Here is a 21,196-nt window from a genome sequence, read left to right on the forward strand (position 1 = left end):
GACAGCTGTGACCGGGATCAAGACGACCGGCGAGAAGAAGATGATGTTCTTCTCCGGCCGCGCCCACCCCGAGCTTGCCGAGGAGGTCGCCCAGCAGCTGGGTGTCGGGGTCGTCCCGACCAAGGCCTTCGACTTCGCGAACGGCGAGATCTACGTCCGCTACCAGGAGTCGGCACGCGGTGCGGACTGCTTCGTGATCCAGAGCCACACGGCTCCGATCAACCAGTGGATCATGGAGCAGTTGATCATGATCGACGCTCTGAAGCGTGCGTCGGCCCGCTCCATCACGGTCATCGTGCCGTTCTACGGTTACGCGCGGCAGGACAAGAAGCACCGCGGCCGTGAACCGATCTCGGCGCGGCTGATCGCGGACCTGATGAAGACGGCGGGTGCGGACCGCCTCCTCACCGTCGATCTGCACACCGACCAGATCCAGGGCTTCTTCGACGGGCCGGTCGACCACCTCTTCGCCCTTCCGCTGCTGGCGGACTACGTGGGCCGGAAGGTCGACCGGGACAAGCTGACGGTCGTGTCCCCGGACGCGGGCCGGGTGCGGGTCGCGGACCGCTGGTGCGACCGGCTGGGTGCGCCGCTGGCGATCGTGCACAAGCGGCGTGACAAGGACGTGGCGAACCAGGTGACCGTCCACGAGGTCGTGGGTGAGGTCAAGGGCCGGGTGTGTGTCCTGGTCGACGACATGATCGACACGGGCGGCACGATCTGCGCCGCCGCGGACGCGCTGTTCGCGCACGGTGCGGAGGACGTCATCGTGACGGCCACCCACGGTGTGCTGTCCGGGCCGGCCGCGGACCGGCTGAAGAACTCCCGGGTGAGCGAGTTCGTGTTCACGAACACCCTGCCGACGCCGGGTGAGCTGGGCCAGGACCTGGACAAGATGACGGTCCTGTCGATCGCGCCGACGATCGCGAGCGCGGTGCGTGAGGTGTTCGAGGACGGTTCGGTGACGAGCCTGTTCGACGAGCAGTAAGGGTTCTGCGGAAGATCCTTTTGGGTACGGCCTCCCTCTCCGAGTAGACTGCCCCAGTTGCTCGGCGAGGGAGGCCGTACCTGTTCGCGCAGGTGTCGGCGGTCCGTTATCGACGCGCTCTTCGTAGCAGGCCGTTCGTGGCCGGGTGACCACGTCCGCCGCTGTTTCCACGAGGAGTGATCCGCATGTCCGAGGTCAAGATCGTCGCCGAGACCCGTTCCGAGTTCGGCAAGGGTGCCGCCCGCCGTATCCGCCGTGACAACAAGGTTCCCGGTGTTCTGTACGGTCGCGGTTCCGACCCGATCCACCTGACCCTCCCGGGCCACGAGCTGCTGCTCGCGCTGCGTACGTCGAACGTCCTGATCTCCCTGGACATCGACGGCAAGACCAACGAGCTGGCGATCCCGAAGTCCGTGACGCGTGACCCGATCAAGGGCTACCTCGAGCACGTCGACCTCCAGCTGGTCAAGCGCGGCGAGCAGGTCAACGTCGAGATCTACGTCCACACCGAGGGCGAGCTGGCCCCGGGCGGCTTCCTGCTGGAGCACGTCCTGAACGCGCTTCCGGTCGAGGCCGAGGCCACGCACATCCCCGAGTCGGTCACCGTCTCCGTCGAGGGCCTGGCCGCCGGCGACTCCGTCCTCGCCAAGGACATCACCCTGCCGAAGGGCACCACGCTGGCCGTCGACGGCGACACCGTCGTCCTGCAGGTCCTGGCCGCGCAGGCCGAGGAGTCCGAGGGCGAGGCCGCCGAGGGCGAAGAGGCCGCGGAGGCCTGACCGGCGGTCCGGCCGTAGCCGTCGTGCCACCGCTTCCCCGGCGCCCGGCACCGCGGTAGCGATATACGCTCCAGCCGTCGCCCCTGTCCAGGGGGCGGCGGCTGCGGCATGTGCAGAGGAGAGATGGACGTGACTACCCCCGCCAACGGCCCCTGGCTGATCGTCGGCCTCGGCAATCCGGGGCCCGAGTACGCGGGCAATCGGCACAACGTCGGCTTCAGGGTGGCCGATCTGCTGGCCGAGCGGGTCGGGGGCCGGTTCAAGCGGGCCGGGAAGGCGCAGGCCCAGGTCGTGGAAGGGCGGATCGGGCCGCCGGGGCCGGGGAACCGGCGGGTGGTCCTGGCGAAGCCGATGTCGTTCATGAACCTGTCCGGCGGCCCGGTGAACGCCCTCAAGGACTTCTACAAGGTTCCGGTCGCCAACATCGTGGCCATCCATGACGAGCTGGACATCGACTACGGCATCCTGCGGCTGAAGCTGGGCGGCGGGGACAACGGGCACAACGGGCTGAAGTCGATGACGAAGGCGTTCGGGGCGGAGTACCACCGGGTGCGGTTCGGGATCGGACGTCCTCCGGGCCGTATGCAGGTCGCGGACTTCGTGCTGAAGGACTTCTCGTCGAGCGAGCGCAAGGAGCTCGACTACTTCGTGGACCGGGCGGCCGACGCGGTGGAGGCTCTGGTGATCGAGGGTCTCGAGCGGGCGCAAAGCACGTACAACTCCTGACTTGTCCGCCCGGCGGCCGGGACGGAGTTGACCACGCGCAGGACCATGGCCAATGATCCCCGCCATGCCTGCCACAGCCCTCACCTCCCACCAGGCCTCGGTCGCCGCACTGCGGTTCGGACGGCTCGCGTCGATGGGGGCGGTCACGGTGCTGATCCTGATCGCGGGGGTGTGGGCGTCCTGGGGCAGCGCGCAGTACGTGATGCTGACCAAGGGGCGGGAGCGCGGCACGATCGAGGTGGCGCGGTGTGCGCAGGACGCGTGCAGCGGTCCGTACTCGCCGTTGTCGCACGGGTCGCAGGCGCGGGGCCGGGTCGTCATCGAGAAGACGGTGGCCGTGCGGAAGGGGCGGACCTACACGGTGGTGGTGAAGCCCGGCACTGCCGATGTCGTACGGTCCGGGCCGGCCGGGGTGCTGTACGCCTGGGTGCCGATGGGCGGGGCGCTGCTGCTCGCGTCGGTGGTCGTGGCGGGCGGGCTGCGCAGGACGCGGCTCGCGTGGGTGCTGGCGGGGTCGGGGATCGCGCTGCTCACGGCGGCTTTCGTGGCCATCTGACGGCTTTCGCCGTGCTCCGCTTCTGTGAAGAACGTGAGTGTTGTCTGTTCGTGATTGACCAGAGGTCAATCACGGCTGGAAGCTGAGCCGCCCCCTCCACATCTTCCCGTTTGACTCTCGAAGATGGATTACTGCCCCATGCGTACCCTCTCCCGCGTCGGCGCCGTGTGCGCCGTCGCTTCGGCGGCCTTTCTGGTCGCGCCGGTCGCCCACGCCACCGCTCCCGGTGACAACGGAACCGTGAAGATCCACGACGCCACCACGGGCGAAGAGCTCCGTAAGAACGAGCCGCACGTCTGCACCTTCTACCTCGACGCCTTCGGCTTCGACGCCGTCCAGGAGGTCGACTGGCACATCGAGGCCTGGGCCCCGACGGCCGACGTCAAGGGCGAGACCGTGAAGTCCGGCGAGATCACGCTGGACAGCGACGGTCACGGCCGTACGGACGACCTGTCGCTGCCCGACGGGCACTACAAGCTGTTCTGGAACTTCGAGGGCGAGAACTCCCAGGCCGCCAAGCACAAGGTGTTCTGGACGGACTGCGAGGACGGGGAAGGCGGCGGTACGACGGCCACGCCCACCACGTCGGCCTCCGGCACTCCCGGGTCGGGCGAATCCGCCTCTCCCAGCGCCGATCCCAGCGAATCCGCTGAGGCCGGGGCCTCCCCGTCGGCCTCTTCCTCCCCTGCTGCTTCCGCCTCCGCTTCCGCGCAGGGTTCCGCCGGCGACCTCGCGGAGACCGGGAACGTCGCCCCCGTCGGCCTGCTCTCGGGTGTCTCGGCGGCGCTGCTGGCGGCCGGCGGCTACCTCGTCGTCAGGCGGCGCCGGGCCTGACGGAGAACCGAAAAGCGGTGCCCCCGAGCCGGCCGGCTCGGGGGCACCGCCGTGTGCACCGTGTCAGCCGGTGTTGCGCAGACCCGCGGCCACGCCGTTGACCGTGAGCAGCAGGGCGCGGGAGAGCAGCGGGTCGGGCTCTTCGCCCGCGGCGGCCGCGTCGCGCTGGCGCTTGAGCAGCGTCACCTGGAGATACGAGATCGGGTCCAGGTAGGCGTCGCGGATGGCGAAGGTCTGCTTGAGGACCGGGGTGGCGTCGAGGAGTTCGGTCTCACCCGTGATCTTCAGAACCTCGCGGACGGTCAGCTCGTGCTCGGCCTCGATGTCGGCGAAGACGTGCTGGAGCTCGGCGGGGACGAGGGTCTCGACGTAGTGGCGCGCGATGCGCAGGTCGGTCTTCGCGAGCGTCATCTCGACGTTGGAGATGAAGTTCCGGAAGAAGTGCCACTGCTCGTGCATCTCGTCGAGCACGACGTCCAGGCCCGCCTCGCGCAGGGCCTTAAGACCGGAGCCGACGCCGAACCAGCCCGGGACGATCTGCCGGGACTGGGTCCAGCCGAACACCCACGGGATGGCGCGCAGTCCGTCGAGGGAGACGCCCGAGCCGGGGCGGCGGGAGGGCCGTGAGCCGAGGTGCAGGTCGGCGAGCTGGTCCACCGGGGTCGACGCGAGGAAGTACGTCGGCAGGTCCGGGTCCTCGACGAGCCTGCGGTACGCGGCGTGCGCGGCGTCGGAGACGACGTCCATCGCGGCGTCCCAGCGGGCCAGCGCCTCGTCGGACTGGCGGGGGGCGGTGTGCAGGGCGGACGCCTGGAGCGTGGCCGCGACCGTGAGTTCCAGGTTCTCGCGGGCCAGCGACGGCACGAGGTACTTGTCGGAGATGACCTCGCCCTGCTCGGTGACCTTGATCTCGCCCTCCAGGGTGCCCCAGGGCTGGGCCAGGATGGCGTCGTGGGAGGGGCCGCCACCGCGGCCGACGGTGCCGCCGCGGCCGTGGAACAGCCTCAGCCGCACCCCATGGCGGTGCGCCACGTCACGCAGCCGCCGCTGCGCCCGGTGGATCTCCCACTGGCTGGTGGTGATGCCGCCGAACTTCGAGGAGTCGGAGTAGCCGAGCATGACCTCCTGGACGTCCCCGCGCAGGGCCACGAGCCTGCGATACGACGGGTCGGAGAGCATGTCCTCCAGGATGGTGTCGGCGGCCTTGAGCTCGTCGGTGGTCTCCAGGAGCGGCACGATGCCGATCTTCGCCCAGCCGGCGTGCAGGTCGAGCAGGCCGGCCTCACGGGCGAGGACGGCGGCGGCGAAGACGTCGTCGGCGCCCTGGCACATCGAGATGATGTACGACTCGATGACCTCGGGTCCGAAGACCGCAAGAGCCCGCTTCACGGTCTGGAAGACACCGAGGGTCTTCTCGCCGGCCGCGTCGACCGGTGCGGGGGTGGGCGCGAGGGGCCTGCGGGAGCGCAGTTCCTTCGCGAGCAGCTTGGTGCGGTACTCGCGGGGCATGTCCACATACCGCCAGGACTCCTCGCCGAGCCGGTCGAAGAGCTGGCCGAGGGCGTGGTGGTGGGCGTCGGCGTGCTCGCGGACGTCCATGGTGGCGAGCTGGAGGCCGAAGGCGGACAGGGTGCGGATGGTGCGGTCCATCCGGCCGTCGGCGAACAGGCCGCCGCGGTGTTCCCTGAGCGAGGTCTGGATCAGGGTCAGGTCGCTCAGGAGCTCGCTGGTGCCGAGGTAGTCGCGGCCGTCCTCGTGCGGGATGCCCCTGGCCAGGCGGGTCTTGGTGTTCTCCAGCTTCTGCCGGATGCAGGTGGCCTTGAGGCGGTACGGCTCCTCGGCGTTGAGGCGCTTGTAGCGGGGGCTGATCTCCGGCAGGCGCTCCAGGTCGGCCTTCAGGGACTCCAGGAGCTCCTCGGTGGCGCCGGTGTAGCGGATGGAGTTCGACAGGAAGCCGCGCAGCTCGTCGATGAGCTCCAGGGCGTCGTTGATGCCGTGCTCGTGCTGGAGGATCAGGACGTCCCAGGTGACCTGGGGGGTGACGTTGGGGTTGCCGTCGCGGTCGCCGCCGATCCAGGTGCCGAAGGTGAGGGGGCGGGTGGCGTCGGGGATCCGGACGCCGACGCGCTCCAGCTCGGCCGTCAGGTCCTCCAGGACGTCGCCGACGGCGCCGGCGTGCAGCTCGTCGAGGTAGTAGATGGCGTTGCGGGCCTCGTCGGCGGGCTCGGGGCGGACGACACGCAGTTCGTCGGTCTGCCATACGAGGTCGATGTTCTCGGCCAGACGGGTGTCGTAGCGGCGGCGGTCCGCCTCGATGACCGGTGTCTCCAGGAGCGCGGCGATCCGGCGGAGCTTGTTCAGCACCGAGCGGCGCGCGGCCTCGGTCGGGTGGGCGGTGAAGACCGGGCGGACGTTGAGGTTGGCGACGCTCTGGCGCAGGTGCTCGGGGTCGGCGTCCTTGAGGCGGTCGGCCGTACGGGCGAGGAGTCCGCCCTCGGCGGCGCGTCTGGCCCGCAGTTCGCGGCCGCGGTGGACCTGCTCGGTGACATTGGCCAGGTGGAAGTAGGTGGAAAAGGCGCGCACCAGCTTGGCGGCGGTCTCCAGTTCGATGCCGCGCAGCAGCTCGGCGGCGGCCTCGCCGTCCTCACGGGTGAGGCGGCGCACCTTCTCGACGAGTTCCAGCAGCTCGGGGCCCTCCTGGCGGACGAGGGTCTCGCCCAGGAGGTCGCCCAGCCGGCGGATGTCGGCGCGCAACTCACTACTGGTCGACGTGGCGCTCGTAGTCAGGTCGTCGGCACTGCTCACAGGTGCGGCTCCTTGCAGTGTTGAAGCTCGTCCGGGAGGGGAACCCGGAGTGCGGTCCTGCGGCAGCCGCCGCATACGGGCCGGACATCCGGGAAGAAATCAGAGCGGACCGCGCTGTCCGACCGACTCCAAGGATAGGTGTCCATGCGGACGCGCAGACTCTCGGGCTCTTGCCGCCGGGCGCCGCGCTGCCATACTTACGATGCCGTAGGTTACGGAACCGTAGGGACCGTCGTAACGGAACCCGGAGAGGATTCCCGCAGCCCGGCACCTGTCTCCAATCCTCGAAACCCCACAGGGGACGCCCATGACCACGCGCTCCGATGTGATCGCAGACGCCCCGAAGGCGACCGACGGCTCGACACCACCCTCCGCGACGCTGGGCGGTGAGCAGAAGCGTTCGCTCGAACAGATCACGCTGCTCCTCTTCATCGCCGTCCCGTTCCTCGCCCTGCTCGCGGCGGTGCCGCTGGCGTGGGGCTGGGGTGTGAGCTGGCTCGATCTGGGCCTTCTGGTCTTCTTCTACTACCTCGGCTGCCACGGCATCACGATCGGCTTCCACCGCTACTTCACCCACGGCTCCTTCAAGGCCAAACGGCCGCTGAGAATCGCGCTGGCGATCATGGGGTCGCTGGCGGTCGAGGGGCCGCTGGTGCGGTGGGTGGCCGACCACCGCAAGCACCACAAGTTCTCCGACGCCGAGGGCGACCCCCACTCGCCGTGGCGGTTCGGGGAGACGGTCCCGGCGCTGATGAAGGGCCTGTGGTGGGCCCACATCGCCTGGATGTTCGACGAGGAGCAGACCCCGCAGGAGAAGTACGCGCCGGATCTGGTCAAGGACCCGGCGATCCGGGCGATCTCGCGTCAGTTCATCTTCTGGACGATGCTCTCGCTGGCCCTGCCCGCCGTGATCGGCGGTCTGGTGACGATGTCCTGGTGGGGCGCGTTCACCGGATTCTTCTGGGGCTCGCTGGTCCGGGTCTGCCTGCTGCACCACGTGACCTGGTCGATCAACTCGATCTGCCACGCGGTCGGCAAGCGGCCCTTCAAGTCGCGGGACCGCTCGGGCAACGTGTGGTGGCTGGCCGTGCTGTCCTGCGGTGAGTCCTGGCACAACCTGCACCACGCCGACCCGACCTCGGCACGGCACGGGGTGATGCGGGGCCAGCTGGACTCCTCGGCGCGGATCATCCGCTGGTTCGAGATGCTCGGCTGGGCGTACGACGTGCGCTGGCCGTCACGCTCGCGTATCGATTCCCGCCGGAACACGGACGGGGACGGCTCCCGGCGCAAGAAGGAGGCCGTCGAGGCGGCATGATGGACGCCGTGGCGACCGACTCCAGCAGTACCCCGAGCAACGAAGCAAAGCCGCGGCGTGCCCGGCGCACCCGGATGACGGGGGCCGAGCGCCGCGCCCAGTTGCTGGAGATCGGTCGCACGCTCTTCGCCTCGAAGGGCTTCGAGGCCACGTCGGTGGAGGAGATCGCGGCGAAGGCGGGCGTCTCGAAGCCGGTGGTGTACGAGCACTTCGGCGGCAAGGAGGGCCTGTACGCGGTGGTGGTGGACCGTGAGATGCGGCGCCTGCTGGACATGGTGACGAGTTCGCTGACGGCCGGCCACCCCCGCGAACTGTGCGAACAGGCGGCCTTCGCCCTTCTCGACTACATCGAGGAGTACACGGACGGCTTCCGCATCCTGGTCCGGGACTCCCCGATCCCGCAGTCCACGGGCTCCTTCGCCTCTCTGATCTCGGACATCGCCACGCAGGTCGAGGACATCCTGGGCCGCGAGTTCAAGAGGCGCGGCTTCGATCCCAAGCTGGCCCCGCTGTACGCCCAGGCCCTGGTCGGCATGGTCGCCCTGACCGGCCAGTGGTGGCTGGACGTGCGCCGCCCGAAGAAGGCGGAGGTGGCGGCGCATCTGGTGAACCTGGCGTGGCACGGCCTGGACGGGCTGGAGGCGAAGCCGCGTCTGATAGGCCGCCGGAAGAGCTGACCCGTCACCGGAACGTACGACGGCCCGTGCACCCAGGGGTGCACGGGCCGGTGCGTTCTCGGGCCGTCAGTGCTTGAAGGTGTCCTTGGCCTTCTCCTTGGCCTGGCGCGCGTCGCCCTTGGACTGCTCCATGCGGCCCTCGGCCTCCATGCGCTCGTTGCCGACCGCACGACCCATGGCCTCCTTGGCCTTGCCCTTGGCCTGTTCCTTCTTGCCCTTGGCCTTCTGGTCTCCTGCCACCGGTCTCACTCCCAGCGCTGGTCGACTCCGCTGACATCACAGCGGGTGACCCGGACCGCCCCGGTCAAACAAGGAACTCCAGCCGGTTCCCTACGGGGCAGGCGTCCTCGATCCCCAGGTGCAGCTCCACGGCCCCCGCCCGGAACCAGCAGTCGCCCCGGGCCGCGAGCACCGGCGGCTTGGGGTCTCGGTCATGCCGAGGACGTCGACGTAGTAGGCGCGCAGCAGGTCTTCGGAACCGCGCGGCACGGCGAGCTGCACATGGTCGACGGCCGTGAGCATCAGCCCGCCTTCCGGGCCACCGCGAAGATGCGGCGGAACGGGAACGGCGTGCCGTGCGGACCCGCCGGATACGCCTCGCGCAGGGCCGCCCGGTAGGTGCCCAGGAACTCCTCCCTGGCCTGCGGGTCGTCGGCCAGGGCGGTCAGGACCGGGCGCAGACCGGTTCCCTTGACCCAGTCCAGGACCGGGTCCCGGCCCTGCAGCAGGTGCACGTACGTCGTCTCCCACGCGTCCACCTCGCAGCCCAGGTCGGCCAGCGCCGCCAGATAGGCCTGGGGCGCTAGGACGGCGTCGTCGTGGCGCAGTGACTCGGCGAGGCCCATGGACCCGGCGATTTCGCGCATCAGCCGGTGGCTCGGGGAGTCGAAGTTGCCGGGCACCTGGAAGGCGAAGGTGCCCCCGGGTGCGAGACCGGCGATCCAGTCGGCGAAACGCTCCATGTGCCCCGGCACCCACTGCAGCGTCGCATTGCTGACGATGAGGTCGTACGGCTGTGCGGGCGTCCAGGTGCGCACGTCCGCGTGGGCGAAGTCGAGGTGCCCGCCGCCGGACGTGGGGCCCGCGTACTCGACCTGTGCCTTGTCGAGCATCTCGGCCGAGTTGTCGTAGCCGGTGATCCGGGCCGTGGGCCAGCGTGCGGCGAGCACCGCCGTCATGTTGCCGGGGCCGCAGCCCAGGTCGGCGATCAGGGGCGGGTCCCCCGGCAGGTCCGGGATGCGGGCGAGGAGGTCGGTGAAAGGGCGGGCGCGGTGGTCCGCGTGGCGGAGGTACTGGGTCGGGTCCCAGGTGGGGGTCGTCATGTCCCTCACCTTCCCCGCCTACTTATCTTGATGTCAAGAGACTCGACATCAAGAGACTTCATGTCGACACAACCACTACACTGATCGTCATGGAGGACGAGGTCGATCGGCTGGTCGCTGCGTGGCGCCGGGAGCGCCCTGACCTCGACGTGGAACCGCTCGAGGTGCTCAGCCGGGTGAGCAGACTGGCCCGGCACCTGGACCGGGCACGCCGGCTGGCCTTCGCCGAGCACAGCCTGGAGCCGTGGGAGTTCGACGTGCTGACCGCGCTCAGGCGCGCGGGGACGCCGTACCAGCTCTCCCCCGGACAGCTGCTGACACAGACGCTGGTCACCTCGGGCACGATGACCAACCGCATCGACCGCCTGGCCAAGAAGGGCCTGGTGGAGCGGCTGCCCGATCCGAGCGACCGGCGAGGGGTGCTGGTCAGGCTCACGGAGGACGGCAAGGACCGCGCGGACCAGGCCCTCGCCGGTCTGCTGGAACAGGAACGCGCGATCCTCGCCGAGCTCTCCCGCGCCCAGCGCGGGGAACTGGCCGGGCTGCTACGCCAGCTGACCGCCCCGTTCGACAACATCCCCGGCTAGGTCGACCGGCCCCACGCCCGCGCGGCGCGCCAGGGCGACGGCGGCCAGGGTGGAGTGGACGCCCAGCTTGCCGAGGACGTTCTGCATATGTGTGCGCACGGTGTGCGGGGAGAGGAACAGTCTCTCCGCGACCGCCTTGCGGCCGAGCCCGGCCACCATGCAGCGCAGCACCTCCCGCTCGCGCGGGGTGAGGGACTCCACCAGCTGCTCGCTCTCAGTGCGGTGCTTGCGGGCGGCGGTGAGCTCCCTGAGCACGCCGGTGAGCAGGGCGGGCGGCAGATGGGTCTCCTCCCGCAGCACCCCCCGGATGACGGTGAGCAGCCGGGACAGCGAGCAGTCCTTGGCGACCCAGCCCGAGGCGCCGGCCTGCAGGGCGAGCGCGGCCCGCCGCGGATCGTCCTTCTCCGCGAGCACGACGATGCGGACCGCCGGCTGCCCCGTACGGACCCCGGCGACCAGTGATATGCCGTCGACCAGCCCCTCTTCGTTGCCGTCCGGCACGGACACTGCGGGCCTGATGCCCTGGACGTTGCCGCCCAGATCTGCGTCGACGAGCAGCACGTCGAAACGGCGGCCCTCGGCGGCCGCGCGCTCCAGACTGCGCAGCGCGGCGGGACCGCTGCCGGCCGCGGAGACCTCCACGTCGGGCTCGGCCGCCAGTGCGGCGGCGAGCGACTCGGCGAAGATGCGATGGTCGTCGACGACCAGGACTCGGATGCGAACCACGAAACCCCCTTCCCCAAGCTCTCGAAGAGCAGGGGATACCCATCGTCATCGTCTGAGGACGACTCGGGAGACGACACCGCCGCGGGTACGACTCACGAAGCACGATGGCCGCACGGCCGTCGCCGTGCAAGAACTGCTACCCCCACTTCGGGCGCCGTACCCGACTGTCTCGCCCCCTGATCAGCACCGGCCCCCACCGGTGCTGTTCATCAGGGTACGGCCGGGGGGCAGGAGCGGAAGGTTATTTGCAGAACTGGCTGTCCGGTGCGTTTATGGTGAGCCGCATGTTTCGTCTGGAGACAGAAGTCGACAAAGCCCGACGCGATCTGCTGCGCTCCCGGCTGCGGGAGACGAACACGGCGGCCTCCCCGATCCTGCGAGCGCTGCGCGGAACCCCAGGTGAACGGGAACTTCCGCTCCACGTCTGGGCGTTGGACGACTCCGGCGCCGTCGCGGGCGGACTGGTCGGCCACACCTGGACGAGCTGGCTGCACGTGACCTACCTGTGGGTCGACGAACGGCACCGCGGCGCGGGCCTGGGTTCGCAGTTGCTCGCACGGGCGGAGCGCATGGCCCGTCGCGGCCGTGGCTGTACCGCCGTACGCCTGGAGACATGGGACTTCCAGGCGCCGGAGTTCTACAAGAAGCAGGGATACGAGGTGGTGTGCGTGATCCCGGACTATCCGCCGGGGGTCACGGAGTACACGCTGACCAAGCGGCTCAGCGTCTGAAGCGCCAGGAGCCCGGCTCGTCCGCCGGCTGCAGACCCAGCTCGCCTGCGATGCCGGCCGCGCGGCGATGGGAGACGTCGGGGTAGTGGCCGGGGTGGACCTCGACGAAGCCGTGCACATCGGCCGAGGCCGTGCGGAGGGCTTCGCGGAGTATGTGTTCCTGCTCCGCCAGCCGGGCCCGTTCCTCCCGCTGCCGTCCGACGATCGCGCCCCGGCGGGCCGTGGCCGCGACGATGCCGAGCGCGAGCAGCGCGAACGCGCCCACGCCCAGGAGGGTGCCGGTCGCGTCCGCGTCGCCGGGGGTACGGGGACGCAGCACGCCCTCGGGGTCCGCGAGCACCGTGACGGTCTGGCCGACGGCGAAGGTGCCGGACCGTGCCTGGAGGGCGGGGCCCCGGACCCTGGTGCCGTCGCGGCGCGCGAGTGCGTAGTCGTAGGTGTTGACCTCCCGCCCCTGGTTCGGGGCGAGCCACTCCCGTACGACGGTGGCGGTGATCCGCTCGCCCCGCCGCTCCAGGGTGAGGTCGTCGCGGGCCAGGTCGGCGAAGTACACCGCCACCAGGGAGGCGCCGACCACGACCAGCGCCGCGGAAAGGCCCGTCTCGTCCGCGGCGAGCTTCGTCAGCAGCACGGCCAGGAGCACGCCGTGCGCGATCCACAGGGGCACCAGGAGACCGGAGCCATGGTGGCCCGCCAGGAGGAAGAAGCCGGCGATCGCGGCCAGCGCGTAGCAGCCGATGCCGATCGCCGACAGGATGCGATGGCGCCCTCGACTCACGCTCCGACGTTACTGGGGCGTATGTCAGGGAGGGGCCCGGCTTTCCCCAAGTTCGGATCAAGCCGGGCAAAACAGCGGTCAGTCGGTCTCAGACCAGGCGCCGCGCGCCTGCCGAGGGCACCGCCTCGAACACTCGCGGAGCGGTGAAGTCCGCCGCGGCGAAGGCCTCTTGGACCGCCTTGGTGAGGGGCTCCACGTCGGCCGCCTCCGCCAGCACGATCGCCGAGCCGCCGAAGCCGCCGCCGGTCATCCGGGCGCCCAGGGCACCCGAGGCGAGGGCGGTGTCGACCACCAGGTCCAGCTCCGGGCAGGAGATGCGGAAGTCGTCTCGCAGCGAGGCGTGGCCGGCGACCAGCACGGGGCCGATCGCACGGGTCTCGCCCGACTCCAGCAGGGCGACGGTCTTCTCGACCCGCTCGTCCTCGGTGACGACGTGGCGGACCAGGCGGACCGCTTCCTCGTCGTCGCCGAGCCGCTCGAGGGCCGCGTCGAGCTCGCCGTAGGGGATGTCCCGCAGCGCGTCCACGCCCAGCAGCGCCGCACCCCGCTCGCAGCCCGCGCGGCGCTTGCCGTACTCGCCCTCGCTGTGCGAGTGCTTGACGCGGGTGTCGACGACGAGCAGCACCATGCCCTCGGCGGCGAGGTCGAAGGGGATCTGTTTCTGGGAAAGGTCCCGGGTGTCGAGGAACAGGGCGTGGCCGGCCTCGCAGCAGGCGGATGCGGTCTGGTCCATGATCCCGGTGGGGGCGCCGACGTAGACGTTCTCGGCGCGCTGGCACAGACGGGCCAGCTGCCAGCGCTGGAGACCGAGGTCGTACAGGTCGTTCAGCGCGAGCGCGACGACGACCTCCAGGGCCGCCGAGGAGGACAGGCCCGCGCCCGCCGGGACCGTCGAGGTGAGGTGGACGTCCGCGCCGGTGACCGGATGCCCGGCCTCGCGCAGCGCCCAGACGACACCGGCAGGGTACGCGGTCCAGTTCCTGTCGCTGTCCGGCGCGAGGTCGTCGAGACGCAGTTCCACGACCCCGCCCTCGACGTCCGAGGAGTGCAGACGCAGGACGCCGTCCGTGCGCCGGGAGACAGCCGCGACCGCGGTGTGCGGCAGCGCGAAGGGCATCACGAAGCCGTCGTTGTAGTCGGTGTGTTCACCGATGAGGTTGACGCGGCCCGGCGCCGACCAGACACCCTCGGGCTCGGTTCCGTAGAGCTCGACGAAACCGTCCCGGACCTGCTGTGCCGCCACTACTGCTCCCTTGCGATGGTCTGCGCGAACTCCCACGCGTCCGCGACGATCCCCGCGAGATCCGCGCGGGACGGGTTCCAGCCCAGCTTCTCGCGGGCGGTGGCGGCGGAGGCGACCAGGGTGGCCGGGTCGCCGCCCCGGCGCGGGGCCACGACCTCGGGGATCGGGTGGCCGGTGACCTTGCGGACCGTCTCGATGACCTGGCGGACGGAGAAGCCCTCGCCGTTGCCGAGGTTGCAGATGAGGTGCTCGCCCGCGGTGGCGGCCTTGATGGCGAGGAGGTGGGCCTCGGCCAGGTCGGCGACGTGGATGTAGTCGCGGATGCAGGTGCCGTCCGGGGTCGGGTAGTCGTCGCCGAAGACGCTGATCGCCTCGCGCCTGCCCTGCGCGACCTGGAGGACCAGCGGGATGAGGTGCGACTCGGGGTCGTGCCGCTCGCCCTGCTTGCCGTACGCGCCGGCCACGTTGAAGTACCGCAGGGACACGGCACCCAGCCCGTGCGCGTTCGCCTCGCTGGTGATCATGAAGTCGACGGCGAGCTTGGAGGCGCCGTAGGGGTTGGTGGGCCTGGTCGGCGCCGACTCGACGATCGGCACCTCCTCGGGCTCCCCGTACGTGGCGGCCGTGGAGGAGAAGACGAGCTTCTTGACGCCGGCCTCGCGCATCGCGCCCAGCAGCGCCATCGTGCCGCCGACGTTGTTCTCCCAGTACTTCTCGGGCTTCACGACCGACTCGCCGACCTGCGAGAAGGCGGCGAAGTGCAGGACGCCGTCGAAGGAGGAGTCCAGCCATTTGGCGGCGTCGCGGATGTCGCCCTCGACGAACGCGGCTCCGGCCGGGACGCCCTCGCGGAAGCCGGTGGAGAGGTTGTCGAGGACGACGACCTCGTGCCCCGCCTCCAGCAGATGCTGGGCCACGACACTGCCGACATACCCCGCGCCACCTGTCACCAGGTACTTCATGAACTCGCTACCTCTCGCAGTCGCTGTGCCGCGGCCTCCGGTCGGATGTCGTTGATGAAGACGTCCATGCCGGACTCGGAACCCGCGAGGAACTTCAGCTTGCCGGACGTACGGCGAATGGTGAAAAGCTCCAGGTGCAGCGCGAAGTCGTCGCGGTGGACGCCCTCGAACTCCTCCAGCTGCCCGAACGGCGCCTGGTGCCAGGCGGCGATGTACGGCGTCGGGGACTCGCTCTCCCCGAATATCCGGTCGAAGCGTCTCAAGAGTTCCAGATACACCTGGGGAAACTCTGTGCGCGCGTCCTCGTCGAGGCCGAGCAGATCCGGAACCCGGCGCTTCGGGTAGAGGTGCACCTCGTACGGCCAGTGCGCCGCGTAGGGCACGAAGGCGACCCAGTGCTCGGCCTCCAGGACGACCCGCTCGTCGGCGAGCTCGCGCTCCAGGACGGCGTCGAAGAGGTTCTCACCTCCGGTCGCCTCCTTGTGCGTGGCGAGAGAACGCAGCATCAGGGCGGTGCGAGGGGTGGTGAACGGGTAGGCGTAGATCTGGCCATGCGGGTGACCCAGGGTCACACCGATCTCCGCACCCCGGTTCTCGAAGCAGAAGACCTGCTCCACGGAGGGCAGATGCGACAGCTCCGACGTCCTGTCGGTCCATGCGTCCAGGACGAGCCGCGCCTGCTCCTCCGTGAGGTCGGCGAAGGACGCGTTGTGGTCCGAGGTGAAGCAGACGACCTCACAGCGCCCCGAGTCGCCGGCCAGCGAGGGGAAACGGTTCTCGAAGACCACGACGTCGTACCACGAGTCCGGGATCTCACTCAGCCGCTCACCCTGCGAGGGGCACAGCGGGCACTCGTTCGCGGGCGGGTGGTAGATGCGCCCCTGTCGGTGCGAGGCGATGGCCACGGAGTCGCCGAGCAGCGGATCCCGACGAACCTCGGACGTGGTGACAGTCCGCTCCAGCGGACGCCGGTCCACGGCGTCGCGGACGGTGTCGTCGCGCAGGTCGTAGTAGATGAGCTCGCGACCGTCGGCCAGCCGGGTCGAGGTCTTCTTCACCGCTGGACTCCTTCACTCAAACATAACTAAACACAAGTAACCATAACCCCCCACCCACGTCAACATCAGAATCAAACAAAGCGCATCAGTCGAGGTGTTCGCTTGTTGACTATGCAAACCCCCACAAAAGGCGCATACCTGGCAGCTGAGCTCCGGCTCCCCACCAACTGGGTCGACTACACGATCCTCGGCATCTACTTCGTCGTCGTCCTCGGCATCGGTTTCGCGGCCCGGAGATCGGTGAAGACGAGCCTGGACTTCTTCCTCTCCGGCCGCTCACTGCCGGCCTGGATCACGGGTCTCGCCTTCATCTCGGCCAACCTGGCCGCCACGGAGATCCTGGGGATGGCCGCCAACAGCGCGCAGTACGGCGCCTACACGGTCCACTGGTACTGGATCGGCGCCATCCCGGCCATGGTCTTCCTCGGCCTGGTGATGATGCCCTTCTACTACGGCAGCAAGGTGCGCTCGGTCCCCGAGATGCTGCTTCTGCGCTTCGACAAGTGGGCACATCTGCTCAGTTCGGCCCTGTTCGCCTTCGCGGCCATCCTGATCGCGGGCGTGAACCTCTACGCCCTGGCGATCGTGGTCGAGGCCCTGCTGGGCTGGCCGCAGTGGGTGGCGATCGTGGTGGCGGGCGCCTTCGTCCTCGCGTACATCACCCTCGGCGGCCTCTCCTCCGCGATCTACAACGAGGTCCTCCAGTTCTTCGTGATCCTGGCGGCCCTCATTCCGCTCTCCGTGCTGGGCCTGAAGAAGGTGGGCGGCTGGGACGGCCTGACCGACAGGCTGACGGCGGAGCACGGGGCGAACTTCACGACCGCCTGGGGCGGCACGGGCATCGGCAGCGCGAACCCGCTGGGCGCGAACTGGCTGACGATCGTCCTGGGCCTCGGCTTCGTCCTGTCCTTCGGCTACTGGACGACGAACTTCGCGGAGGTCCAGCGAGCGCTGTCGGCGAAGAACCTGAGCGCGGCCCAGCGCACCCCGCTGATCGCGGCCTTCCCGAAGATCTTCATCGTGTTCCTGGTGATGATCCCGGGCCTGACGGCCGCGGCCCTGATCCCCGGCTTCGGCACCTCCGACTCGGGCTACCAGTACAACGACGCCATCCCCTATCTGATGGAACAGCTCCTGCCGAACGGAGTCCTGGGCATCGCGGTCACCGGCCTCCTGGCCGCCTTCATGGCGGGCATGGCGGCGAACGTCTCGTCCTTCAACACGGTGTTCACGAACGACATCTGGGGCCGCTACGTGGAGAAGGGCCGTGACGACGAGTACTACGTCCGCTTCGGCCGCCTGATCACGGTGATCGGCGTCTGCGCGTCCGTCGGCACGGCGTTCCTGGCGTCCTCGTTCTCGAACATCATGAGCTACCTCCAGACGCTGTTCTCCTTCTTCAACGTGCCGATGTTCGTCGTCTTCATCGTCGGCATGTTCTGGAAGCGCGCGTCCGTGAAGTCGGGCTTCTGGGGTCTGCTCGCCGGCACGGTGGCGGCGATGGTGAACTACTTCTGGATCTACCAGCAGGGCATCATCGACATCCCCTCCGACCAGGGCGCCAACTTCGTCTCCGCGATCGTGGGCTTCGTGGCCGGTGCGGTGGTCATGGTCGCCGTGTCACTGTTCACGGCCCCCAAGCCCGCCGAGGAACTCCAGGGCCTCGTCTACGGCACGACGTCCCCCGGCATGTCCGAGCCCCCCGCCGCCGGCGACGACGCCTGGTACCGCAGGCCTGCCCTGCTGGGCTGGGGCGCGATCGTCCTCGCGGCCGCCTGCTACATCCCGTTCTCGTTCTGACCGGGGAGATTGAGGAACCATGTCCGAGCCCCACGGCTACTCCGAACACGACGTCCAGCGGGAAGTCACCGAACTCCAGTCCAAGTCGGCCACGGCGGCCCGCATCTTCGACCTGCGCCGCATCATCGGCGGCCTGTTCGTCCTCTACGGCATCATCGTCACGATCGCCGGCATCAACCCCTCCGACTCCTCCCTCGACAAGTCGGAGGGCATCAACATCAACCTCTGGACCGGCCTCGGGATGCTGCTCCTGGGCATCTTCTTCCTGGTCTGGCTGAAGCTGCGCCCGACTCCGCCGCCGGTCCGGAGGTGACACCGGGGGAGGAGCCGACCGAGTAGCGCCCAGGGGGGTGCCGGGTCAGGTTGTCGGGCGGCTGCGGGTCAGTGGGGGCTGGTCGCGCAGTTCCCCGCGCCCCCAGGGGGTTGCAGTCACCTGCGCCGCGACGGGCCCTTGGCGGCGCGAAGGGGACGGGGTGGGGGGTGTCCGCCCGCAGCGGCCGGCGTCCGTTGCGCGGCTACACACACCCCCACCGAATCCGCTCACAACCCCGTCAAACCGCCGGAGGCTGCCGCTGTCCCACAGGGCCGGCCCGGTCCAGCAATCCCGTCCGAGCAGCCAGCGCCGCCGCCTCCAGCCGGGATCCCACGCCCAGTTTCATCAGTACCCGCTGCACATGGGTACGGGCGGTGGACGGCGCTATCCCCATCCCCGCCGCGATCAGCCGTGTGTCCTCGCCGTCGGCCACCCGCACCAGCACCTCCACCTCCCTGGGTGTCAGCATCTGCAGCAGCCGCTGCCCCTCGTCGTCCGGCTGGGCCGCGGGGTTCAACAGCTCGCTGAACGCCCCCTGCAGCAACTGCGGGGCAACCGCCGCCTCCCCGGCCCGGGCCTTCATGATCGCCCGCTCGACTCCCTCGATGCGCTCGTCGTGCCGCACATAACCGGAGGCCCCCGCGGCGAAAGCGGCGGCGATCCCCCGAGGGCTGGGCACCGGGCCGAGCACCAGCACCGCCACCTGCGGCCGCTCCCGCTTGATCCGCACGACCGGGTCGAACATCCCCGGCTCGGCCGGCGTGGCCGTCCCCAGCAGGCACACCTCGGGCGCCCGGCTGATCACCAGCTCCGCCGCCCCCGCGGCGGGCGCCGCCGCCGCGAGCACTCGGTGCCCGCGCAGTTTCAGCGCCGAGGCCAGTGCCTCGGCGAGCAATCGGTGGTCGTCGACCACCATGAGCCGAACTCCCATCGAGCAACCCCCCAGTCCCCCCATGGATCCGCGTGAAGGCCCCACTATGGATGCCCTCTGATCCGCACGGACAGAGGCACTCTCCCAGCACCCCCGCCCTTCATGCCCCCGGAAGCTACACGCTAGTTCGACGTTGCGCTTCCCCTACCGGTGAGAAGTGTCCCGGAAGAGCTTAATTCCTGGCTTTCCTGTCATTCGAGGATGATGTGCCGCACCTTCACGCGTCCTCGGCCAGCTCCAGCCACCGCATCTCCAGTTCCTCCCGCTCCCCGGCGAGATCCCGCAGCTCGGCATCGAGGGAGGCCACCTTCGCGAAGTCGGTGGCGTTGTCGGCGATCTGCGCGTGCAGCTTGTTCTCCCTCGCGGAGATCTTGTCGAGCTGCCGCTCGATCTTCTGGAGCTCCTTCTTCGCGGTCCGCTGATCCGCGGAGCTCTTCTCGGCCACCGGCTTCACCGCCACCGGCGCCGAAGCCGCGGCCGCCTCCTCCATCCGCTGCCGCCGCTCCAGGTACTCGTCGATACCGCGCGGCAGCATGCGCAGGGTGGCGTCCCCGAGCAGCGCGAAGACCCGGTCGGTCGTGCGCTCGACGAAGAACCGGTCGTGGGAGATGACGACCATCGAGCCGGGCCAGCCGTCGAGGACGTCCTCCAGCTGGGTCAGGGTCTCGATGTCGAGGTCGTTGGTGGGCTCGTCGAGGAAGAGGACGTTGGGCTCGTCCATCAGCAGCCGCAGCAGCTGCAGCCGCCGCCGCTCACCGCCCGAGAGATCCCCGACCGGCGTCCACTGCTTCTCCTTGTTGAAGCCGAAGGTCTCGCACAGCTGCCCCGCGGTCATCTCGCGCCCCTTGCCGAGGTCGACGCGCTCCCGCACCTGCTGGACGGCCTCCAGCACCCGCAGCGTGGGGTTGAGTTCGGCGACCTCCTGCGAGAGATAGGCGAGCTTGACGGTCCGGCCGACCACGACCCGTCCGCCCACGGGCTGGGTCTCGCCTTCGGTCCGCGCGGCCTCGGCCATGGCCCGCAGCAGGGACGTCTTCCCCGCGCCGTTGACCCCGACCAGGCCGATCCGGTCACCCGGACCGAGCTGCCAGGTCACATGCTTCAGCAGCACCTTCGGCCCGGCCTGGACGGTCACGTCCTCCAGCTCGAAGACCGTCTTGCCCAGCCGTGACGACGCGAACTTCATCAGCTCGCTGCTGTCCCGCGGCGGCGGCACGTCCTTGATGAGCTCGTTGGCGGCCTCCACGCGGAAACGCGGCTTGGACGTCCGCGCGGGGGCGCCGCGCCTGAGCCACGCCAGCTCCTTGCGGACGAGGTTCTGCCGCTTGGTCTCCTCGGTGGCGGCGATCCGCTCACGCTCGGCACGCGCGAAGACGTAGTCGGAGTACCCGCCCTCGTACTCGAAGACGTCGCCCTTCTGCACATCCCACATCCGTGTGCAGACCTGGTCGAGGAACCACCGGTCGTGGGTGACGCACACGAGCGCCGAGCGCCGCTCGCGCAGGTGCTTGGCCAGCCAGGAGATGCCCTCGACGTCGAGGTGGTTGGTGGGCTCGTCGAGGACGATCAGGTCCTGTTCCTCGATGAGCAGCTTGGCGAGGGCGATACGGCGGCGCTCGCCACCGGAGAGCGGCGCGATGACGGTGTCGAGGCCCTGCGGGAAGCCGGGCAGGTCGAGCCCGCCGAACAGTCCGGTCAGCACATCGCGGACCTTGGCGTTGCCGGCCCACTCGTGGTCGGCCATGTCCCGGATGACCTCGTGCCGCACGGTGGCCGTCGGGTCGAGGGAGTCGTGCTGGGTGAGCACGCCGAGCCGCAGCCCGCCGGAGTGCGTGACGCGCCCGGTGTCGGCGTCCTCCAGCTTGGCGAGCATGCGGATCAGGGTGGTCTTGCCGTCGCCGTTGCGGCCCACGACGCCGATGCGATCGCCCTCGGAGACGCCGAGCGAGACACCGTCCAGCAGGGCACGGGTGCCGTACACCTTGCTGACGTTCTCGACATTGACCAGATTGACGGCCATTTCTCTCCTGCCCAGGGGGATCGATCGACCCTCCAGGGTAGT

Annotated in this window: 21 protein-coding genes and 1 pseudogene; 11 read left to right on the forward strand and 11 right to left on the reverse strand. The window is 69.6% G+C overall.

Going from position 1 to position 21,196, the window contains the following annotated elements; translation table 11 throughout:
• Positions 1-7: 7 nt before the first annotated feature.
• The 5 genes from AQJ46_RS17480 to AQJ46_RS17500 all read left to right on the forward strand — a co-directional run bounded on the left by AQJ46_RS17480 (position 8) and on the right by AQJ46_RS17500 (position 3,883).
• Positions 8-988: a ribose-phosphate diphosphokinase gene (locus AQJ46_RS17480; protein WP_059206476.1), complete on the forward strand. Its 981-nt coding sequence runs from the start codon at positions 8-10 to the stop codon at positions 986-988.
• Positions 989-1,173: 185 nt separating this feature from the next.
• Positions 1,174-1,767: a 50S ribosomal protein L25/general stress protein Ctc gene (locus tag AQJ46_RS17485; protein ID WP_059206477.1), complete on the forward strand. Its 594-nt coding sequence runs from the start codon at positions 1,174-1,176 to the stop codon at positions 1,765-1,767.
• Positions 1,768-1,890: 123 nt separating this feature from the next.
• Positions 1,891-2,493, forward strand: a complete 603-nt coding sequence (gene pth / locus AQJ46_RS17490) for an aminoacyl-tRNA hydrolase (RefSeq protein ID WP_057610403.1) — start codon at positions 1,891-1,893, stop codon at positions 2,491-2,493.
• A gap of 52 nt (positions 2,494-2,545) precedes the next feature.
• A complete protein-coding gene (locus AQJ46_RS17495) occupies positions 2,546-3,049 on the forward strand; it encodes a hypothetical protein (RefSeq protein WP_059206478.1) in 504 nt (167 codons plus the stop codon).
• Between the two features lie 138 nt (positions 3,050-3,187).
• The gene (locus AQJ46_RS17500; protein ID WP_059206479.1) at positions 3,188-3,883 is read left to right on the forward strand and encodes an LPXTG cell wall anchor domain-containing protein; all 696 of its coding nucleotides are present in this window, start codon (positions 3,188-3,190) and stop codon (positions 3,881-3,883) included.
• Positions 3,884-3,946: 63 nt separating this feature from the next.
• Here AQJ46_RS17500 and ppc read toward each other — a convergent pair whose 3' ends face one another.
• Positions 3,947-6,688 (reverse strand): phosphoenolpyruvate carboxylase, encoded by a 2,742-nt coding sequence (gene ppc, locus AQJ46_RS17505; RefSeq protein ID WP_059206480.1) that lies wholly within the window; start codon positions 6,686-6,688, stop codon positions 3,947-3,949.
• A 307-nt stretch (positions 6,689-6,995) separates the two neighbouring features.
• Here ppc and AQJ46_RS17510 point away from each other — a divergent pair, with 307 nt between their 5' ends.
• A complete protein-coding gene (locus tag AQJ46_RS17510) occupies positions 6,996-8,006 on the forward strand; it encodes an acyl-CoA desaturase (RefSeq protein ID WP_059206481.1) in 1,011 nt (336 codons plus the stop codon).
• Positions 8,003-8,683 carry a TetR/AcrR family transcriptional regulator gene (locus AQJ46_RS17515; protein WP_057610408.1) on the forward strand — a complete coding sequence of 227 codons (681 nt, stop codon included), beginning with the start codon at positions 8,003-8,005 and terminating at the stop codon, positions 8,681-8,683. The genes AQJ46_RS17510 and AQJ46_RS17515 overlap by 4 nt, the downstream gene beginning before the upstream one ends.
• Before the next feature lie 66 nt (positions 8,684-8,749).
• Here the strand turns inward: AQJ46_RS17515 and AQJ46_RS52235 are convergent, their stop codons facing one another.
• The 3 genes and pseudogenes from AQJ46_RS52235 to AQJ46_RS17525 all read right to left on the reverse strand — a co-directional run bounded on the left by AQJ46_RS52235 (position 8,750) and on the right by AQJ46_RS17525 (position 10,005).
• On the reverse strand, positions 8,750-8,923 hold the full coding sequence (locus AQJ46_RS52235) for a CsbD family protein (RefSeq protein WP_079072321.1): 174 nt from the start codon (positions 8,921-8,923) through the stop codon (positions 8,750-8,752).
• A gap of 106 nt (positions 8,924-9,029) precedes the next feature.
• A pseudogene (locus tag AQJ46_RS17520) lies at positions 9,030-9,205 on the reverse strand (glyoxalase); the annotation flags it as partial.
• The gene (locus tag AQJ46_RS17525) at positions 9,205-10,005 is read right to left on the reverse strand and encodes a trans-aconitate 2-methyltransferase (RefSeq protein ID WP_059206482.1); all 801 of its coding nucleotides are present in this window, start codon (positions 10,003-10,005) and stop codon (positions 9,205-9,207) included. The pseudogene AQJ46_RS17520 and the gene AQJ46_RS17525, both read right to left, overlap by 1 nt.
• An 89-nt stretch (positions 10,006-10,094) precedes the next feature.
• Between AQJ46_RS17525 and AQJ46_RS17530 the strand changes: the two genes are divergently transcribed.
• Positions 10,095-10,592: a MarR family winged helix-turn-helix transcriptional regulator gene (locus AQJ46_RS17530; protein WP_007382615.1), complete on the forward strand. Its 498-nt coding sequence runs from the start codon at positions 10,095-10,097 to the stop codon at positions 10,590-10,592.
• Here the strand turns inward: AQJ46_RS17530 and AQJ46_RS17535 are convergent.
• Positions 10,551-11,318 (reverse strand): LuxR C-terminal-related transcriptional regulator, encoded by a 768-nt coding sequence (locus AQJ46_RS17535; RefSeq protein WP_059206483.1) that lies wholly within the window; start codon positions 11,316-11,318, stop codon positions 10,551-10,553. The genes AQJ46_RS17530 and AQJ46_RS17535 overlap by 42 nt on opposite strands.
• 272 nt (positions 11,319-11,590) lie before the next feature.
• On the opposite strand from AQJ46_RS17535, the gene AQJ46_RS17540 reads away from it, so the two are divergent.
• Positions 11,591-12,049 (forward strand): GNAT family N-acetyltransferase, encoded by a 459-nt coding sequence (locus AQJ46_RS17540; protein WP_079072322.1) that lies wholly within the window; start codon positions 11,591-11,593, stop codon positions 12,047-12,049.
• On the opposite strand, the gene AQJ46_RS17545 is transcribed toward AQJ46_RS17540, so the two are convergent.
• From AQJ46_RS17545 to galT, 4 genes are all read right to left on the reverse strand, one after another.
• Positions 12,039-12,827, reverse strand: coding sequence for a hypothetical protein (locus AQJ46_RS17545; RefSeq protein ID WP_059206485.1), 789 nt, complete (start codon positions 12,825-12,827; stop codon positions 12,039-12,041). The genes AQJ46_RS17540 and AQJ46_RS17545 overlap by 11 nt on opposite strands.
• Before the next feature lie 88 nt (positions 12,828-12,915).
• On the reverse strand, positions 12,916-14,070 hold the full coding sequence (gene galK / locus AQJ46_RS17550) for a galactokinase (RefSeq protein WP_059206486.1): 1,155 nt from the start codon (positions 14,068-14,070) through the stop codon (positions 12,916-12,918).
• Positions 14,070-15,032, reverse strand: a complete 963-nt coding sequence (galE, locus tag AQJ46_RS17555) for a UDP-glucose 4-epimerase GalE (protein ID WP_059206487.1) — start codon at positions 15,030-15,032, stop codon at positions 14,070-14,072. The genes galK and galE overlap by 1 nt, the downstream gene beginning before the upstream one ends.
• On the reverse strand, positions 15,029-16,090 hold the full coding sequence (gene galT / locus AQJ46_RS17560; RefSeq protein WP_059206488.1) for a galactose-1-phosphate uridylyltransferase: 1,062 nt from the start codon (positions 16,088-16,090) through the stop codon (positions 15,029-15,031). Before galT ends, galE begins: the two co-directional genes overlap by 4 nt.
• Positions 16,091-16,201: 111 nt before the next feature.
• On the opposite strand from galT, the gene AQJ46_RS17565 reads away from it, so the two are divergent.
• Together AQJ46_RS17565 and AQJ46_RS17570 are read left to right on the forward strand one after the other, a co-directional pair.
• Entirely contained in the window at positions 16,202-17,890 is a 1,689-nt protein-coding gene (locus AQJ46_RS17565) for a sodium:solute symporter family protein (protein WP_059206489.1), read from the forward strand.
• A gap of 19 nt (positions 17,891-17,909) precedes the next feature.
• Positions 17,910-18,203, forward strand: a complete 294-nt coding sequence (locus tag AQJ46_RS17570) for a hypothetical protein (RefSeq protein ID WP_059206490.1) — start codon at positions 17,910-17,912, stop codon at positions 18,201-18,203.
• Positions 18,204-18,441: 238 nt separating this feature from the next.
• Here the strand turns inward: AQJ46_RS17570 and AQJ46_RS17575 are convergent, their stop codons facing one another.
• Together AQJ46_RS17575 and AQJ46_RS17580 are read right to left on the reverse strand one after the other, a co-directional pair.
• Positions 18,442-19,119, reverse strand: a complete 678-nt coding sequence (locus AQJ46_RS17575; RefSeq protein ID WP_059206491.1) for a helix-turn-helix transcriptional regulator — start codon at positions 19,117-19,119, stop codon at positions 18,442-18,444.
• 232 nt (positions 19,120-19,351) lie between these two features.
• A complete protein-coding gene (locus AQJ46_RS17580; protein ID WP_059206492.1) occupies positions 19,352-21,154 on the reverse strand; it encodes an ABC-F family ATP-binding cassette domain-containing protein in 1,803 nt (600 codons plus the stop codon).
• Positions 21,155-21,196: the final 42 nt, after the last annotated feature.

This window comes from Streptomyces canus (assembly GCF_001514145.1).
Classification (GTDB): domain Bacteria; phylum Actinomycetota; class Actinomycetes; order Streptomycetales; family Streptomycetaceae; genus Streptomyces; species Streptomyces canus.

Bases quoted from the DNA above. Each gene is read 5' to 3' on its own strand.
- AQJ46_RS17495 (WP_059206478.1), top strand. From the start codon at position 2,546: ATGATCCCCGCCATGCCTGCCACAGCCCTCACCTCCCACCAGGCCTCG.
- AQJ46_RS17525 (WP_059206482.1), bottom strand. From the start codon at position 10,005: ATGACGACCCCCACCTGGGACCCGACCCAGTACCTCCGCCACGCGGAC.
- AQJ46_RS17575 (WP_059206491.1), bottom strand. From the start codon at position 19,119: ATGGTGGTCGACGACCACCGATTGCTCGCCGAGGCACTGGCCTCGGCG.
- AQJ46_RS17515 (WP_057610408.1), top strand. From the start codon at position 8,003: ATGATGGACGCCGTGGCGACCGACTCCAGCAGTACCCCGAGCAACGAA.
- pth (WP_057610403.1), top strand. From the start codon at position 1,891: ATGGACGTGACTACCCCCGCCAACGGCCCCTGGCTGATCGTCGGCCTC.
- AQJ46_RS17485 (WP_059206477.1), top strand. From the start codon at position 1,174: ATGTCCGAGGTCAAGATCGTCGCCGAGACCCGTTCCGAGTTCGGCAAG.
- AQJ46_RS17510 (WP_059206481.1), top strand. From the start codon at position 6,996: ATGACCACGCGCTCCGATGTGATCGCAGACGCCCCGAAGGCGACCGAC.
- AQJ46_RS17540 (WP_079072322.1), top strand. From the start codon at position 11,591: ATGGTGAGCCGCATGTTTCGTCTGGAGACAGAAGTCGACAAAGCCCGA.
- AQJ46_RS17570 (WP_059206490.1), top strand. From the start codon at position 17,910: ATGTCCGAGCCCCACGGCTACTCCGAACACGACGTCCAGCGGGAAGTC.
- AQJ46_RS17500 (WP_059206479.1), top strand. From the start codon at position 3,188: ATGCGTACCCTCTCCCGCGTCGGCGCCGTGTGCGCCGTCGCTTCGGCG.
- galE (WP_059206487.1), bottom strand. From the start codon at position 15,032: ATGAAGTACCTGGTGACAGGTGGCGCGGGGTATGTCGGCAGTGTCGTG.
- AQJ46_RS17530 (WP_007382615.1), top strand. From the start codon at position 10,095: ATGGAGGACGAGGTCGATCGGCTGGTCGCTGCGTGGCGCCGGGAGCGC.
- AQJ46_RS17580 (WP_059206492.1), bottom strand. From the start codon at position 21,154: ATGGCCGTCAATCTGGTCAATGTCGAGAACGTCAGCAAGGTGTACGGC.
- AQJ46_RS17565 (WP_059206489.1), top strand. From the start codon at position 16,202: ATGCAAACCCCCACAAAAGGCGCATACCTGGCAGCTGAGCTCCGGCTC.